General features: G+C 67.7%; 14 protein-coding genes. 3 read left to right on the forward strand and 11 right to left on the reverse strand.

From position 1 onward, the window contains the following. Window positions 1-75: 75 nt before the first annotated feature. From C9E82_RS03520 to C9E82_RS03565, 10 genes are all read right to left on the reverse strand, one after another. A complete protein-coding gene (locus C9E82_RS03520; RefSeq protein ID WP_119896178.1) occupies window positions 76-1,224 on the reverse strand; it encodes a mandelate racemase/muconate lactonizing enzyme family protein in 1,149 nt (382 codons plus the stop codon). Continuing rightward, complete coding sequence (locus C9E82_RS03525) at window positions 1,217-2,254, reverse strand: tagatose 1,6-diphosphate aldolase (protein ID WP_119896177.1); 1,038 nt, start codon at window positions 2,252-2,254, stop codon at window positions 1,217-1,219. Before C9E82_RS03525 ends, C9E82_RS03520 begins: the two co-directional genes overlap by 8 nt. Further along, window positions 2,251-3,183, reverse strand: a complete 933-nt coding sequence (locus C9E82_RS03530; protein ID WP_119896176.1) for a PfkB family carbohydrate kinase — start codon at window positions 3,181-3,183, stop codon at window positions 2,251-2,253. The genes C9E82_RS03525 and C9E82_RS03530 overlap by 4 nt, the downstream gene beginning before the upstream one ends. Continuing rightward, window positions 3,180-4,628, reverse strand: coding sequence for an NAD-dependent succinate-semialdehyde dehydrogenase (locus C9E82_RS03535; protein ID WP_119896175.1), 1,449 nt, complete (start codon window positions 4,626-4,628; stop codon window positions 3,180-3,182). Before C9E82_RS03535 ends, C9E82_RS03530 begins: the two co-directional genes overlap by 4 nt. Continuing rightward, window positions 4,625-5,713 carry an ABC transporter ATP-binding protein gene (locus C9E82_RS03540; protein WP_119896174.1) on the reverse strand — a complete coding sequence of 363 codons (1,089 nt, stop codon included), beginning with the start codon at window positions 5,711-5,713 and terminating at the stop codon, window positions 4,625-4,627. Before C9E82_RS03540 ends, C9E82_RS03535 begins: the two co-directional genes overlap by 4 nt. After that, entirely contained in the window at window positions 5,713-6,714 is a 1,002-nt protein-coding gene (locus C9E82_RS03545) for an alcohol dehydrogenase catalytic domain-containing protein (RefSeq protein WP_205962107.1), read from the reverse strand. The genes C9E82_RS03540 and C9E82_RS03545 overlap by 1 nt, the downstream gene beginning before the upstream one ends. 2 nt (window positions 6,715-6,716) lie before the next feature. Next, window positions 6,717-7,544, reverse strand: coding sequence for a carbohydrate ABC transporter permease (locus C9E82_RS03550; protein ID WP_119896172.1), 828 nt, complete (start codon window positions 7,542-7,544; stop codon window positions 6,717-6,719). 1 nt (window position 7,545) lies between these two features. Next, window positions 7,546-8,376 carry a carbohydrate ABC transporter permease gene (locus C9E82_RS03555; RefSeq protein ID WP_244935991.1) on the reverse strand — a complete coding sequence of 277 codons (831 nt, stop codon included), beginning with the start codon at window positions 8,374-8,376 and terminating at the stop codon, window positions 7,546-7,548. A gap of 50 nt (window positions 8,377-8,426) precedes the next feature. Further along, window positions 8,427-9,164 carry an SDR family NAD(P)-dependent oxidoreductase gene (locus C9E82_RS03560; RefSeq protein ID WP_240643368.1) on the reverse strand — a complete coding sequence of 246 codons (738 nt, stop codon included), beginning with the start codon at window positions 9,162-9,164 and terminating at the stop codon, window positions 8,427-8,429. Window positions 9,165-9,246: 82 nt separating this feature from the next. Beyond that, on the reverse strand, window positions 9,247-10,542 hold the full coding sequence (locus C9E82_RS03565) for an ABC transporter substrate-binding protein (RefSeq protein ID WP_119896169.1): 1,296 nt from the start codon (window positions 10,540-10,542) through the stop codon (window positions 9,247-9,249). A 158-nt stretch (window positions 10,543-10,700) separates the two neighbouring features. Between C9E82_RS03565 and C9E82_RS03570 the strand changes: the two genes are divergently transcribed. Further along, on the forward strand, window positions 10,701-11,747 hold the full coding sequence (locus C9E82_RS03570; protein WP_119896168.1) for a LacI family DNA-binding transcriptional regulator: 1,047 nt from the start codon (window positions 10,701-10,703) through the stop codon (window positions 11,745-11,747). A gap of 107 nt (window positions 11,748-11,854) precedes the next feature. Here C9E82_RS03570 and C9E82_RS03575 read toward each other — a convergent pair whose 3' ends face one another. Further along, window positions 11,855-12,838, reverse strand: a complete 984-nt coding sequence (locus tag C9E82_RS03575) for a LacI family DNA-binding transcriptional regulator (protein ID WP_119896167.1) — start codon at window positions 12,836-12,838, stop codon at window positions 11,855-11,857. Between the two features lie 162 nt (window positions 12,839-13,000). Here C9E82_RS03575 and hisD point away from each other — a divergent pair, with 162 nt between their 5' ends. Next, window positions 13,001-14,311, forward strand: a complete 1,311-nt coding sequence (hisD, locus tag C9E82_RS03580) for a histidinol dehydrogenase (protein WP_119896166.1) — start codon at window positions 13,001-13,003, stop codon at window positions 14,309-14,311. Next, window positions 14,308-15,063 carry an SDR family NAD(P)-dependent oxidoreductase gene (locus C9E82_RS03585; RefSeq protein WP_119896165.1) on the forward strand — a complete coding sequence of 252 codons (756 nt, stop codon included), beginning with the start codon at window positions 14,308-14,310 and terminating at the stop codon, window positions 15,061-15,063. Before hisD ends, C9E82_RS03585 begins: the two co-directional genes overlap by 4 nt. Window positions 15,064-15,114 lie beyond the last annotated feature (51 nt).

The raw sequence follows: 15,114 nt of genomic DNA on the forward strand, positions 1-15,114 counted from the left end.
GTTCGGATCGGCACCGGGCGAGGATTTGCGCAAGAAGGTCCGGTCAAGATCCGTGGCAAGCACCCTGCATGCCAGTCATCCGATGTCGCGAACCAGGGTCACGTAACGGTGCAATTCCTCGGGCAGGTCGGTCACTCCAAGGCCGGGGTCCTGCGACAGCTTCCAGATCCCGCCCGTCACGGTGCCAGCCCCAAGCGGACAGATCGCGTCGCGCAGGGGATTGGGATTGAGGTCCACCTCCAGCAACCCCTCTCCGCCCGCAGCCGCCAGCACATGGGCGGACGCCAGCAACCCTATCCCACCGCCAAGGAAATGCGGGCAATAGGTCAGGCCCGCCGCCAGCGCCTGCCTGGCCACGGCCAGGCAACCAGTGATCCCGCCCCATTTCGCCACGTCGGGCTGCAGGAAACGAAGGGCGCCCAGGCCGATGGCGCGGTCGAAGCCCGCCATTCCCGCGATGTTCTCGCCCCCGGCCAGCGGCACCGGGCCGCTTGCCAGGCGCTGCCAGTCGGCATCGACGGAATCGGCCGGAATCGGCTCCTCCATCCAGCCCAGCCCCTTCGGCGCCGCCTGCAGAAAAGCCTCGGCGGTTGCGACGTCCCAGGCCTGATTGGCATCGGCGAACAATCTTTCGCCGGCCTTCAAACCCGAGGCCAGATCATGCAGCTTGCCGGGCTCGGCCGGGCTGTCGAAGCCCACCTTGACCTTGAAGGCGGCAAAGCCCGCCGCGCGGGCGCGGGCGATTTCCGAAGCGGCGGCATCGACATGGATGCCGCTGGCATAGGCGGGCACGGCAAGGGCGGCGTCGGGCGACAGGGCGCGGGCCAGCGGCAGGCCCGCGCGGCGGGCAACCAGATCCCATGCCGCGATATCCAGCGCCGCGGTGACCTGCCGGAACGGCCCCGGCTCGCCGCATTGCAAGGCTCGGATCCGGGTGGCCGCCTCGAGCGCCCGGAACATCGTGGCGGGGCCGTCCCAGGACTTGCCCAGAACCAGGTCCGCCATGTCGTCGATCAGCAGGTTCGCGCGATGCTCGGCGCCCGCCGCGGGCCAGTTCGCGAAGGCCTCGCCCCAGCCGAAGGCGCCCGATCCGTCCTCGATGCGCAAGAACACCGCCGGACGGTTGCGCATCACCCCGAAAGAGGTGGCGACCGGAACCGCCACCGGGGCGCGCAGGGCCCAGACCTGAAGCCGGGTGATGCGGAAGGCCCGGACCTCAGGCATAGGCGCAGGCGAAGGCACCTTCGCGATCCAGCGTGCCGATCGCATAATCCGGCCGCCAGGGTTTCGCCTCGGCGCGGGTCAGCGCGCCAAGCTTGCGCAGGATCTGCAACCCGTCGCCCTTCAGGGCCTCCAGGACGGCGGCCTCGTCGGGGAAATGCGACTGCACGGCATCCAGCCAGATGGTGCGGCCGGCAAGGAAACCCGGCGCCCCGGCGGCATAGGAATAGCTGAGCACGCGCTGGAACTGCTCGGGCGCGGCACCGCCCGACAGCAGCACCCAGGGAATGCCCGCATCGGCGCAGATACGCCCGATCTCGTCGAACTGCGCCGCTGCGGCCCGCGATTCCGGGCTGCCGTCGCGGGGGGGCAGCGACGCGGCGGGCAGCGGCGTTTCCAGCTTGTAGAGATCGACGCCATATTCGGGCTTGGCGAATTCGCGCACGCTGTCGATGACCAGGTCCGCCCGCTTGTCGGCGCTTTCGACGTAATCGGTCGTATGGCCCACGCTGTCGGGGAAGGGATAGACCAGCAGTTCCAGCACATAGGGAATGTCGTGGCGGCGGCATTCGGCGCCGACAGTGCGGACATAGTCGCGCTGATGGGCCAGGACCTCGTCGGAGGCATCGGGGCGATACCATGCCAGCACCTTGACCGCGTCCCCGCCCATCCGGCGGATCTTCTCGACGCTCCAGTTGTCGATCGAGCGCGACTTGCGGCCGCGCGGCGTTTCCTGGAAGCGGTGTTCCTCCAGCGTCACGATCAGGCCGGTGCGGGCGGGCAGCACGTCGATGGCCGCGGGCATGGCGAAATTCGGGTCGAACAGCATGGACGAGGCGTCATCGGCCAAGGCCTGGACCAGCAGCCGCTTGGCGGCCAGCATGTCGGCGAAGCTGACCTGATCGGGTGCGGTTCCGCGCGCCTTCGCGATGGCCTGAACCAGCGGCGGGCGCTGGTCCAGCGCGACCATGGTGAAATATCCGTCCTCGTCCGCCAGCCGGGCCAGGCCACGCTGTTTGCCAATGCTTGTCATCTATCCGGTCTCCATAGGGTCATTGTCTCGTTGAAATCGGGGATGCCCGCCCGGCCGTTGGGCCGCGTGCATTTCAGCGCCGCCGCCGCCGCCGCAAAGCCCGCCGCGTCCGCCGCGCCGGCACCGGCCGCCACCGCCATCGCCCAGGCGCCGTGGAACACGTCGCCGGCCCCGGTCGTATCGACCACCGGCACCTGGAAGGCCGGCTGGTGATGGTGGCGACCGCGTTCGAACCAGCGCACGCCGTCGCCGCCGCAGGTCACGGCGGCAATGGCGCAGCCATATCGGGCGACGGTTTCAAGCGGCCGGTCGCTGCCCGCGAAACCCGCCAGCGCCTGGGTGGAAAAGATCGCGTGATCGGTCAGCGGCAGCAGCCGTTCGAACACCTCGGGCTCGGCCACATCGGCATCCAGGATGGTGGGCACGCCCAGCCTGCGGGCGGCCGCGAAGGCATGGGCCGCGCCCTCGGGCCAGCGCGGGTCGGCCAGCACGGCCCCTGCCCCGGCGATGTCCTCGACCGGCAGCCAGCCGGGATCGGCGGGCAGATCGGCGCCGCGGAAATTGACGATCAGCCTTTCGCCCTGCGTATCCACCAACACCCCCGAAACCGAGGATTGCGCGCCCTTGAACAGCCGGAACTGCGTCACGTCGACGCCTTCCAGCGCCATCTCGCGCCGCATCGCAAGGCCGGCCGCATCCTCGCCCGCGCGGCCCCAGAACCGCGCCCGCCCGCCCAGAAGCGCCACGGCGACGGCGGCCGTCGCGGCCATGCCGCCGCCGGCGGATTCGAAGCTGGCGGCGCGATGCTTGCCAGCGCTGCCCGGCAGGCTGTCCAGCGTCCAGATATGGTCCAGCGCGGTCAGGCCAAGACAGATCACCACCGGATCCCTGGAGCGCCAGCCCGAAGGCAGCGAAACCGGTCCGCTCATAGCCCGGCCATGCAGAGATATTTCATCTCCACATACTCCTCGATACCGTGGCGCGAGCCTTCGCGACCAAGTCCCGATTGCTTGACGCCGCCGAAGGGCGCGGCCTCGTTGGCGATCAGGCCGGTATTGATGCCGACCATGCCGCTTTCCAGGCGCTCGGCCACGCGAAAGACGCGGGCCAGATCGCGGCTGTAGAAATAGGCCGCCAGACCGAACTCGCTGGCATTGGCCATGTCGATCGCCTCGGCCTCGCTGCGAAAGGGGATGATCGCGGCCAGCGGCGCGAAGGTTTCCTCGCGCGCCAGCAGCGCGTCGGGGCTGACCCCGGACAGCACGGTCGGCTGGAACCATGTCCCGCCAAGCGCGTGCCGTCCGCCGCCCGCGACCAGCCTGGCCCCGCGATCCAGCGCGTCCTGCAGATGCGCCTCGATCTTCTCGACGGCGGCCATGTCGATCAGCGGGCCTTGCTCGGTGCCGGGCTGGTCGCCGCGCCCGACCCGCAGCGCGTCCGCCGCCCGGCCCAGGCGGCGGGCGAATTCCTCAGCGATGCTTTCATGGACATAGATCCGGTTGGCGCAGACGCAGGTCTGGCCGGAATTGCGGAACTTGGCGATCATCGCGCCTTCGACCGCGGCGTCCAGGTCGGCATCCTCGAAAACCAGGAAGGGCGCGTTGCCGCCCAGTTCCAGCGACAGTTTCTTGATGCCCTCCGCGCTTTCGCGGATCAGCCAGCGCCCCACCTCGGTCGAGCCGGTGAAGCTGATCTTGGCAAGTTTCGGGCTTTTGCAGAAGATCCCGCCGATCATGCTGGCCTTGCCGGTCACGACCTGGAACACGCCACCCGGAATCCCGGCGCGGTCGGCCAGGACCGCCAGGGCCAGCGCCGAAAGCGGGGTCTGCGAGGCGGGCTTGACGATGATCGGACAACCCGCCGCCAATGCGGGCCCGGCCTTGCGGGTGATCATGCCATTGGGGAAATTCCATGGCGTGATCGCGGCGCAGACGCCCACGGGCTGCTTCAGCACGATGACGCGGCGGTCGGCCGCGGGCGCGGGGATCACCTCGCCATAGACCCGCTTGGCCTCTTCGGCGAACCATTCCAGATAGGCGGCATTGGCGACGATCTCGCCCTTCGCCTCGGCCAGGGGCTTGCCCTGCTCGGCGGTCAGGATCCGGGCCAGGTCGTCGGCATTGGCCAGGATCAGGTCGTGCCACTTGCGCAGCAGCGCGCCGCGTTCCTTGGCGGGGCGCGCGGCCCAGTCCGCGCGGGCCGCATCGGCCGCCGCGATGGCCCGTTCTATCGCCCCCCCGTCCAGCGAGGGCACCCGTGCGATGACCCGGCCGTCGGCGGGATCGGTCACGTCGATCGCGGCCCCTGACGCGGCGATCCACTCGCCGCCAAGCCAGGCCCTGTCGCAAAACAGTGTCGGATCCGTCAGATTCATGTCGCCTGCCCTTCCGTCTGGCCGATCCGGGTCTGGCTGTCCGGGTCGAAAAGATGCGCCTTGCCCGCGATCGAGGTCAGGCTGATGCGCTGCCCCGCGACCGGGCGGATATCGGGCGAAACGCGCGCGATCACCCGCTGCCCCGCCAGCGCGCAATGGATCAGCGTGTCCGAGCCCAGGGGCTCGACCAGGTCGATCACCGCGGACAGGCCCTGCCCCTCGGGCACGATCTGGAAATGTTCGGGGCGGATGCCCAGCAGAACCTCGCCCGCCGCCGGCGCGGCCTCGGCCATCAGCGCCAGCGGCAGCGTCTCGCCGCCATCCGCCAGCGCCAGCCGGTCGCCCTCGATCCGGGCGGGCAGGAAATTCATCGAGGGCGCCCCGATGAAGCTGGCGACGAAGACGTTGACCGGGTTGTCATAGACCTCCTCGGGGGTGCCGACCTGCTGGATCTGGCCCGATTTCATCACCACGATGCGGTCGGCCATGGTCATGGCCTCGACCTGATCGTGGGTGACGAAGACCATCGTGGTCTTCAGCTTCCTCGACAGGGTCTTGATCTCGGCGCGGACCTGTCCGCGCAGCTTGGCATCCAGGTTCGAAAGCGGCTCGTCGAACAGGAAGACCTTGGGGTCGCGCACGATCGCGCGGCCCATCGCGACCCGCTGGCGCTGCCCGCCCGACAGCGCCTTGGGGCGGCGGTCCAGATAGGGGTGAATGTCCAGAAGCCGCGCGGCATCCTCGACGCGCGGGGCGGTCTCGGCGGGCGTCATGCCGCGCATCTCCAGCGCGAAGCTCATGTTCTGGCGCACCGTCATATGCGGATAGAGCGCGTAATCCTGAAACACCATCGCGATGTCGCGGCGAGCGGCGGGCACGTCGTTGACGCGGGTGTCGCCGATCAGCAATTCGCCGCCGTCGATGGCCTCAAGCCCCGCCAGAACCCGCAGCAGCGTGGACTTGCCGCAGCCCGAGGGACCGACAAGCACGATGAATTCCTCGTCCTCGATCCGAAGGTTCAGGTCGGGAATGACCGTGACCCCGCCATATTTCTTGACGAGATTGCGCATGGTGATCGAGGCCATCAGCAGGTCCTCCCGAATGACAGAACAGGTTTGATCGACTGGCCGCGCGCGAACTCGGCGAATTTCCGGGGCAGCGCGTCCAGGGGGAAGGCGTCATCCACCAGCCGCGCATAGCTGTCGCGATTGGCCCGCAACAGCTCGACATTGGCGTCGAAATCCCCCTTCGGGAAATAGAAGGTGCGCAGCAGCGCAAAGTCCTTGCGGCGGAAGACCTTGTCCTCGGCGATCGTCCAGGGGGCGGCGTTTTCGCCCACCAGCGCGATCACGCCGCCGGGCATGACCAGCTCGATGGCCAGATCGCGCGCGACATGGGCGCCCGAACATTCGACGATCAGGTCATAGCGGCGGTCGCGGGCGCCGACCGGGACGAGCCGCGCACCGAATTCCTGCGCAAGCGCGGCGCGGGCCGGGTTCGGCTCGGCCAGGTCGATGGCGTCATGGCCCAGGGCGCGCGCGGCCAGCACGACGCCCAGGCCCACCGGCCCGGCCCCGGTGACAAGGACCGAGGGGCGGGTGTCAGGCAGGTGCCGCGCCGCCTCGCGCAGGGCATGGGCCGAGGTTCCGATCGTGTCCAGCAGCAAGGGCGCCAGATCCTCGCCGATATCCTCGGGCACCGGCAGCAGGCAGTTTTCCGGCACGGCGACATATTCGGCATAGCCGCCGTCGCGGTTCCAGCCGATCAGCGACGACACCGTCAGGCAGCTTTGCGTGCGCCCCGCAGCGCAAGCGGCGCAATGCCCGCAATGCTGGGGGATGTAGACCGCGCAAAGCCGGTCGTGCAGCGGATGCCCCGGCTGCTCGACCCGGCCCGAGATCTCGTGCCCGGCGATATGTTCGGCCCCATTGTGCCACAGCTTGAAGTCCGAGCCGCAAAGCGCGGTGCGGGTGACGCGCAGCAGGACCTCGGCCTCGCCCGGCACGGGGCGCGGGACGGTGGTGATTTCGATCACCTCGCCGCCCCGGAAATCGGCGGCGCGCATCGGCGGAGACTGGTTCGTCATGGTCATCCTTTCACGGCCCCGAGCGTCAGGCCCGAGATCAGCCAGCGTTGCACGACGGCGGCCAGGATCAGCGGCGGCAGCGCGATGATCGTCGCCGCGGCCATCAGCCCGCCCCAATTGGTCGAGCCCTCGCCGATGAAATTGAACGAGGCCGCGATCAGCGTCTTCGTCTGCGAATTGCTCAGCACCAGCGCGAAGAGGAAGAAATTCCACGAGAAGACGAAGGCGAGGATCGCCGAGACCGCCAGCCCCGACGACACCAGGGGCAGCGCGATGCGGCGGAAGATGCGGAAGGGCGAACAGCCATCGACCTGCGCGGCCTCGTAGATCGAGCGCGGGATATTGTCGAAATAGGGCAGCAGCACCCAGATCACCACCGGCAGGGTGATGACCGCATGGGTCAGGATCAGCGCCGTATAGCTGCCGATCATGTCCACCTGCCGGAACATCACGTACCAGGGCAGCAGGAACAGCGTGCCCGGCGCCATCCGCGCCATCAGCGTCACCACGGCGGGCCAGGTGATCCGCGTCCAGGATGCGACGAAGGCCGCCGGCGCGCCCAGCAGCAGCCCGAAAAGCGTGGAGCCCACGGTCACGATCAGCGAGTTCATCGTATAGCGCAGGAACGGCGTCTGGCTGTTCAGCGTCGCGTAATTCTCCAGCGTGGGCTGGAAGACCAGCGTCGGCGGATAGGCCGTCACCTCGTAGGAGGGCTTGAACGAGGACAGCACCATCCAGGCCGTCGGCGTCATCACGATCACGCCCGCCAGCACCAGAAGCACCAGGTTCAGCCCGTCCAGCCAGCGCGAATCCGAAGGTCTCGTCGTCATCCTACCACTCCACCGCGGCGCGCAGCCGATTGAGGGCGATCACGGCGCCCAGCACCATGATCGACAGCGTGATCATCAGGGCGCTGGCATAGCCCAGCTGGAAGAACTCGAAGCCGATGCGGAAGCCATAGATGTTCAGCGTCATCGACCGGTCCGAGGGGCCGCCCTGCGTGGTGATGTAGATCAGGTCGAAAAAGCGCAGCAGATCGACCGAGCGCAGCACCATCGCCGTCACCAGCGTCGGCAGCAGCAGCGGCAGGGTGATGCGCCAGAAGACCTTGTGGCGGGGCGCGCCGTCGATCTCGGCGGCCTCGTAGACCGAGGGCGGCAGCGATTGCAGCCCGCCCAGCACGATCAGGGCCACATAGGGCGTCCATTGCCATGTGTCGATCATCGCCAGTACCGGCACCACGATCGCCGGCGAGGCCAGCCAGGACGAGGGCGGCAGCCCCAGCGAGGTCAGGATCCAGTTCGCCGCCCCCAGCGAGGGGTCCAGGATCACCAGCCACATCATCCCCGCCACCACCGGCGGCATCATGAAGGGCGAGATGAACAGCGACCGCATGATGCCCGGCAGCCGCCTGGCCCGGAACAGCAGCAGCGCCAGCCCCGTGCCCAGCACCAGCTGCATCACCAGGGACAGCACATAAAGATAGATCGTCACCCAGATGCCGTTCCAGAACCGGTCGTCGGCGACCATCCGGGAATAATTGTCGCCGCCCCAGCCGATCACCTGCCCGGTCGAGGAATAGGTCTGAAAGCTCATCCAGATCGTGTAGATGATCGGAAAGGCGATCATCGCCACCGTGAAGACCAGGGCGGGCATCGACATGGCCGCCATCTGTCCCCGGTGTTCCCTGTTGACATTCATGGCTTTCCCCCTCAGCCCGCCAGAAAGCCGCCATCGACCATCGCGATGCTGCCGGTCACATATTGCGCGGCGGGCATGCACAGATAGGCGACGGTCCCGGCCACCTCCTCGGGCTGTCCCCAGCGCTTCAGCGCGGTGCGCGCGGCGATCCGGTCGTAATGCGCGGCATCCTTGCGCCCCTCGGCATTCAGCGGCGTCTCGATATAGCCGGGCGCCACCGCGTTGACGCGGATGCCCTGATCCGCCCAGGCATGGGCCAGCGCGCGGGTCAGCATCACCACCCCGCCCTTCGAGGCGCAATAGGCCGGCAGCCGCGGCAGCGCGGCGAAGGCGTTCATCGAGGCGATGTTGACGATCGATCCCCTGCGTGCCGCCAGCCCGGCGCGAAAGGCGGTGCAGCAACGCATCGTGCCGGTCAGGTTCACCTCGATGACCTGGCGGAACACCTCCAGGTCGAATTCGTCGTCGCGGCGCAGGATCCCCGCGCAATTGACCAGCGCGTCCAGTTCCCCGACCTCGCGCGCCAGGGCATCGACCGCCGCGTCATCGGTGATGTCCAGTGCCGCCAGCCCCAGCCCCGGCGCGCCGGCCAGCGGGCTTGCCTCGGTCTCGGCCGCCGTCGCCGCAGTCGCAATGACGCTGGCGCCGAGATCCAGGAATTCTTGGGTGATCGCTGCACCGATGCCGCCGGTGCCGCCGATCACGACGGCGCGAAAATCCTCGGACAGGCGGAATGAGCGTGGTGACACGGGACGGGTTTCCTGATCCATGAAGGGTTCCGGCGAAACGGGCGGCCGATGGTTGCGGCACCGGCCACCCGAAGCGAGGGCGTCAGTCGCGCGCGATCAGCTCGTTCAGAGCCGCATCGGCCGTGGCGCAGGCCTGATCGACCGTGGCGGTGCCCAGAAGCACGCTGCCCACCGCATCGCCGATATACTGGCGCGATTCCGGGTTGCCGACGATCGGAAAGCCGATCTCCGAGGTGCCGGTCCGGGCCAGTTCGGCCAGGGCATCGTGCCATTGCTGGCGCACCGGGCTTTCGCCAAGCCAGGCGTTGTATTCCGCCGATTCCGCGACGGCTTCGCGGGGCGGCGCAATGCCCTCCAGCGCGAATTTCGCCTGCATCTGGGGGCTGGAGGCCCATTGCAGGAAATACCAGGCCGCATCGGGATTGCGCGAATGGGCCGAGATCGACAGCGCCCAGCCGATCACCGTGGGATGAGAACCGCCGGGACCGGGGGGCAGCGGCATGATCGCGGTATCCTCCATCCGCTCGCCACCCTCCATGATGCCCGAAAACTCGTTCGAGGATTCGAAGGACATGGCCGACCGGCCGGCACGATACAGCGCCGTCAGCTGCTGGAAGCTGTAATTGACCACGCCCGGCGGGCCATGTTCCTTCAGCAGGTCGGAATAGAGCGTGATGGCCGCCTTGACCGGTTCGGAACACATGGCCGACTGGCCGTCCACCATGTAGCTGCCGCCCATGTTGTGCATGAACCCCGCGAAGGTGTAGGGCACCGCCGCGGCCAGCCCGCGCGAGGCGAAAGGCGTCAGATCCGAGCATTCCTTAAGCGCGGCCGAAATCTCGGGCAGTTCCTGCAGCGCCGAGGGCGGCTGAAGCCCGCATTCCTCGAACACATCGGTGCGATAATAGAGCAGCGGGCCCTCGATGTTCAGCGGCACGCCGATGAACTGGCCGTCGAAGGTCGCGGCATCCACCAAGGCCTCGGCAAGCCCGCCCGCGTCATAGTCCGGCGCCACCGCGCCTTCCAGATAGGGGTTCAGATCCTTGTACCAGCCCGCCGTGGCGAACTGCATCCCCTCGCGCGACGGCAAGGTCATGAAGACATCCACCTCGTCGCTGCGCGCGTTCATCACCGTCATCAGGCGCTGGCGCATCTGCTGCTCCTGATAGCTGTCGACGACCAGGTTGATGCCCGTCAGCGCCTCGAACTCGTCCTTGTGCGCGATCAGCAACTGCCCAAGCGGATTGCTGTTCGCCAGGAAGGTCACGGTCTCGCCCTCATGCGCCCTCCAGTCGAAATCCTGCGCGGCGGCCGGCAGGGCCATCGCGACAAGCAGTGCCGAGGTCAGACCCATCGATCCTGCAGATTCATTGGCCATCGGTTTTCTCCTCCCGCCTTCTCCCCAAAGGCTTGTAACCGGTTACATATCATGCCGGTTTCCCAGCGTCAACCCGATTCGGGCGCGGCAGGGATCGAAAGCCTTGTGCAACCGGGCAAAGCACCGTTAAAAGGATGAAAGAGGGAAGAAATCAGAACATGTCCGACTCGGTTCCACAGAAAAACAGAGCTACTGTCAGGCAGATAGGCATCCGCGACGTGGCGCGTCACGCCGGCGTCTCGACGGCGACCGTGTCGCGCGCACTGAACAGGCCCGAGTCGGTCAGCGCCGAACTGCGCGAGAAAATCCGCCGGGTCATAGACGAAATCGGTTACATTCCTGATGCTTCAGCACGGGCCCTGTCCTCGCGACGGACCCGCACGATCGGGGCGATCGTGCCGACCGTGGACAATGCGATGTTCGCCCAGGGGCTGCAGGCGCTGCAGAGCTTCCTGGCCGGAAAGGACTATCTGCTGCTGCTGGCAACGAACGAATATGATCTGGACGTCGAACTGAAACAGGCCCGCAACCTTGTCGAACGCGGCATCGACGCGCTGATCCTGCGCGGCGACGAACGCCATCCCGATCTCCGCCGCCTGCTGGACACCCAGAAGATCCCCTTCGTGAATGTCGGGGTATACGAGCCCGAAAAGCCCTATCCGTCGGTCGGCGTCGACAATGCCGAGGCCGGCCGGACCCTGGCGCGCTACATCACCGGACTGGGCCATCGCCGGGTTGCCGTGGTCGGCGCCCATCAGCGCAACAACGACCGGGCGCGGGCCCGGATGCGCGGCGTGCTGGAGGTCCTGGGTGATGCAGGCTGCACGCCCCGGCCGGACTGGCAGCTGAACGTGAACTATGTCCTGGATGATGCGGCCGACGCGGCGCGCCTGCTGCTGCGTTCGGACGACCGGCCCAGTGCCGTGATCTGCGGCAATGACGTGATCGCCTACGGGGTCATGCTGGCGGCGATCCGGCTGGGCGTCGCTGTCCCGGCGCAATTGTCGGTGGCGGGTTTCGACGATCTGGAATGGAGCCGCCATCTGCAGCCCAGCCTGACCACGATCCACATGCCCACGAATGAAATCTGGGTCCGCGCCGGCCGCTATCTTGTCGACCTGCTGGCCGGTCAGCAGCCCCTGAAGCACCAGAAGATGGATTTCTCGCTGATCGTGCGCGAATCCACCGCTCCGCCAGGGCCGTGACCCGATCGCCCCTTGCGCCCGGATCCGCAATGACGCGCTTCGACATCTGTCATGCTGCCCTGCGCTCAAATCGGCGGGGGTGAATTCCACCCCCGCCTGGGGACGCGCTATCCGCTATTCCGCTCGATGAGGCTGACCGGCAGGATGCGGATGGTGCCGTCCACGGCCTCCCCCGACAGGCTCAGCTCGATCAGTTCCAGCGTCTCGCCGACCATGCGGCGCACGGGCTGGCGCACGGTGGTCAGCCGGTAGGCCGCCCAATCCGCCTGCGGAATGTCGTCGAAACCGATGATCGCCAGGTCCTCGGGCACCCGGATACCCAGTTCCCGTGCCGAATCGATGGCCGCCAAGGCCATCACGTCATTCTCGCAGAACAGCGCGTCCGGCGGGCTGGCCGCGTCCAGCAGCGGACGGACGGCGTCCTTCGCCCGGACATAGGAAAACTCGCCCGAGGCCGTGCACTCCGGGGTCACGCCGTTTTCCTGCAGCACGTCCAGGAAGCCGCGCGCCCGTTCCAGATGCGTCGAGGTGTTGCGCAGACCGGTGACATAGCCGATGCGGCTCCGGCCTCGGGCCAGAAGATACTCGGCCACCATCCGGCCTCCGCCGTAATTGTCGCAGGTCACCGCGGTCATCCGGGCGTCCGGCTGAACCCGGTTGAACAGCACGACGGGCAGGTTCTGCCGGCGACATTCGCTTGCCAGCCGCGACGACATGGTGGCCGAGGTGACGATGGCGGCGTCGGCGCGATAGTCGATCACCTGCTGCATCACCAGGTCGATCGATCCGCCCGGAGGGATCGCGTGCAGCACCAGCTTGCGGCCGCGCTCGTGCAGGCGCTGCGACAACTCCTCCAGCACGGCCGGATAGAAGGGATTGGACAGGTCGCCCGCCACGAGGCTGATGGTGCCCGTCGCGATCCGGCCAAGCGTCCGCCCCGACGGCGTCTTGTAGCCCAGTTTCGCCGCGACCTGCAGCACGCGCCGGCGCTTGTCGTCGGACAGGGAACTGCCGGGCTGAAAGGCCCGCGTCACCGCGGCCATCGAGACCCCGGCCTCCTGCGCCACGATCCTTGCCGTTACCTTCGCCATGGCCAGCCTTCGAAAAATATTCACGCGACGATAGCAGATCGGCATCCGATCACCAGTCCAGGGCGCAATAATCTAATGAAATATTTTCAAACAATTACCGGAAAACTTGCCTGCTTCCGCCCATATGCGACACCTTCCGGCAGGATTCGGAGGATCTCGACCATGACCATCACCTATCTCAAGCGCGGCAAGTCCGAGGCCGAGAAGAGCCGGGACGACGCGCAGACGCGGGCCATCGTGGAAAGCACGCTGAAGGATATCGAGACGCGCGGCGACGCCGCCGTGCGCGACCTGAGCGCGAAGTTCGACGGCTATTCGCCCGCCCGTTTCCGGCTGTCGCAGGCCGAGATCGACGAGCTGATCGCGCAACTGTCGCCGCGCGAGCTGGACGACATCAGGTTCGCGCAGGAACAGGTGCGCAAATTCGCCCGGGCGCAGCGGGATTCGATGCTGGATATCGAGATCGAAACCCTGCCGGGCGTGATCCTGGGCCACAGGAACATTCCGGTGCAATCCGTGGGTTGCTATGTGCCCGGCGGCAAGTTTCCCATGGTGGCCTCGGCCCATATGTCGGTGGCGACGGCCAGCGTCGCCGGGGTGCCGCGGATCGTCGCCTGCACCCCGCCCTTCAAGGGCAAGCCGAACCCGGCGGTGATCGCGGCCATGCATCTGGGCGGCGCGCACGAGATCCATGTGCTGGGCGGCATCCAGGCGATCGGCGCGATGGCGCTGGGAACCGAGACGATCGAGCCGGTGCACATGCTGGTCGGGCCGGGAAACGCCTTCGTCGCCGAGGCCAAGCGCCAGCTTTACGGGCGCGTCGGGATCGACCTGTTCGCCGGACCGACCGAAACCATGGTGATCGCCGATGAAACCGTCGATGCCGAGCTTTGCGCGACCGATCTTCTGGGGCAGGCCGAGCATGGCTATGACAGCCCCGCCGTTCTGGTCACCACCTCGCGGCGGCTGGCGGAAGACACGATGGCCGAGATCGAGCGGCTGCTGACGATCCTGCCCACCGCGGACACCGCAGGCGCCAGCTGGCGCGACCATGGCGAGGTGATCCTCTGCGACAGCCATGAGGAAATGCTGCAGGTGGCCGACCGGATCGCGTCCGAGCATGTGCAGGTGATGACGGATCGCGACGACTGGTATCTGCAGAACATGACCTGCTATGGCGCGCTGTTCCTCGGGCCGCGCACCAATGTCGCCAATGGCGACAAGGTGATCGGCACCAACCACACGCTGCCGACCCGCAAGGCGGGACGCTATACCGGCGGGCTGTGGGTCGGCAAGTTCCTGAAGACGCACAGCTATCAGAAGATCACCACCGATGCGGCCGCGGCCGAGATCGGCGCCTATTGCTCGCGCCTGTGCATGCTGGAGGGCTTCGTGGGCCATGCCGAGCAGGCCAATCTCCGGGTGCGCCGCCATGGCGGGGTGAAGGTGGCCTACGGGACGGCGGCGGAATGATCGCCGCGCGGTTCGGGCTGGGCGGCAGGCGCGCGCTCGTCACCGGCGCCGGACGGGGGATCGGGCGCGGCGTGGCCGAGGCCCTCGCATCGGCCGGCGCATCCGTGACGCTGTGCGCGCGCTCTGCCGCGGATCTCGACGAGGTGGCGGCGGGGATCGCCGCGGCGGGCGGCACGGCCGAGACGCTGGTCCTCGACGTCACCGATGCCGCGGGCTTCGCCGCCGCGCTGGAGCGGCGGCCGGCCTTCGACATCTTCGTCAACAACGCCGGCACCAATCGCCCCAAGCCGCTGGACGAGGTGACCGGGGAAGACTTCGACGCGGTGATCGGGCTGAACCTGCGGGCGGCGGTGTTCACGGCGCAGGCGGTGGCGCGGGGCATGGTCCGGGCCGGCAAGGGCGGGGCGATCATCAACATGTCCTCGCAGATGGGCCATGTCGGGGCGGCGAACCGGACGCTCTATTGCGCATCGAAATGGGCGCTCGAGGGCTTTACCAAGGCGCTGGCGGTCGAGCTTGGGCCCCGAAACATCCGGGTGAACACGATCTGCCCCACCTTCATCGAGACGCCGATGACGCGCCCCTTCTTCGAGGACCCCGCCTTCCGCCGGCAGGTGCTGGGCAAGATCAAGCTGGGGCGGCTGGGACAGATCGAGGATGTCGCCGCGGCGGCGGTCTTCCTGGCCTCGGACGCCGCGGCGATGATGACCGGATCGGCGCTGATGCTGGACGGCGGCTGGACGGCGGACTAGGCGCCCGGCGCCACCGCAACGCACCCTGCGCCGGGCGTGGCGGCGGCAGCG

The organism is Paracoccus sigandri (assembly GCF_003709565.1).
Taxonomy (GTDB): domain Bacteria; phylum Pseudomonadota; class Alphaproteobacteria; order Rhodobacterales; family Rhodobacteraceae; genus Paracoccus; species Paracoccus siganidrum.

Bases quoted from the DNA above. Each gene is read 5' to 3' on its own strand.
- C9E82_RS03520 (WP_119896178.1), bottom strand. From the start codon at position 1,224: ATGCCTGAGGTCCGGGCCTTCCGCATCACCCGGCTTCAGGTCTGGGCC.
- C9E82_RS03525 (WP_119896177.1), bottom strand. From the start codon at position 2,254: ATGACAAGCATTGGCAAACAGCGTGGCCTGGCCCGGCTGGCGGACGAG.
- C9E82_RS03530 (WP_119896176.1), bottom strand. From the start codon at position 3,183: ATGAGCGGACCGGTTTCGCTGCCTTCGGGCTGGCGCTCCAGGGATCCG.
- C9E82_RS03535 (WP_119896175.1), bottom strand. From the start codon at position 4,628: ATGAATCTGACGGATCCGACACTGTTTTGCGACAGGGCCTGGCTTGGC.
- C9E82_RS03540 (WP_119896174.1), bottom strand. From the start codon at position 5,713: ATGGCCTCGATCACCATGCGCAATCTCGTCAAGAAATATGGCGGGGTC.
- C9E82_RS03545 (WP_205962107.1), bottom strand. From the start codon at position 6,714: ATGACGAACCAGTCTCCGCCGATGCGCGCCGCCGATTTCCGGGGCGGC.
- C9E82_RS03550 (WP_119896172.1), bottom strand. From the start codon at position 7,544: ATGACGACGAGACCTTCGGATTCGCGCTGGCTGGACGGGCTGAACCTG.
- C9E82_RS03555 (WP_244935991.1), bottom strand. From the start codon at position 8,376: ATGTCGATGCCCGCCCTGGTCTTCACGGTGGCGATGATCGCCTTTCCG.
- C9E82_RS03565 (WP_119896169.1), bottom strand. From the start codon at position 10,542: ATGGCCAATGAATCTGCAGGATCGATGGGTCTGACCTCGGCACTGCTT.
- C9E82_RS03570 (WP_119896168.1), top strand. From the start codon at position 10,701: ATGTCCGACTCGGTTCCACAGAAAAACAGAGCTACTGTCAGGCAGATA.
- C9E82_RS03575 (WP_119896167.1), bottom strand. From the start codon at position 12,838: ATGGCGAAGGTAACGGCAAGGATCGTGGCGCAGGAGGCCGGGGTCTCG.
- hisD (WP_119896166.1), top strand. From the start codon at position 13,001: ATGACCATCACCTATCTCAAGCGCGGCAAGTCCGAGGCCGAGAAGAGC.
- C9E82_RS03585 (WP_119896165.1), top strand. From the start codon at position 14,308: ATGATCGCCGCGCGGTTCGGGCTGGGCGGCAGGCGCGCGCTCGTCACC.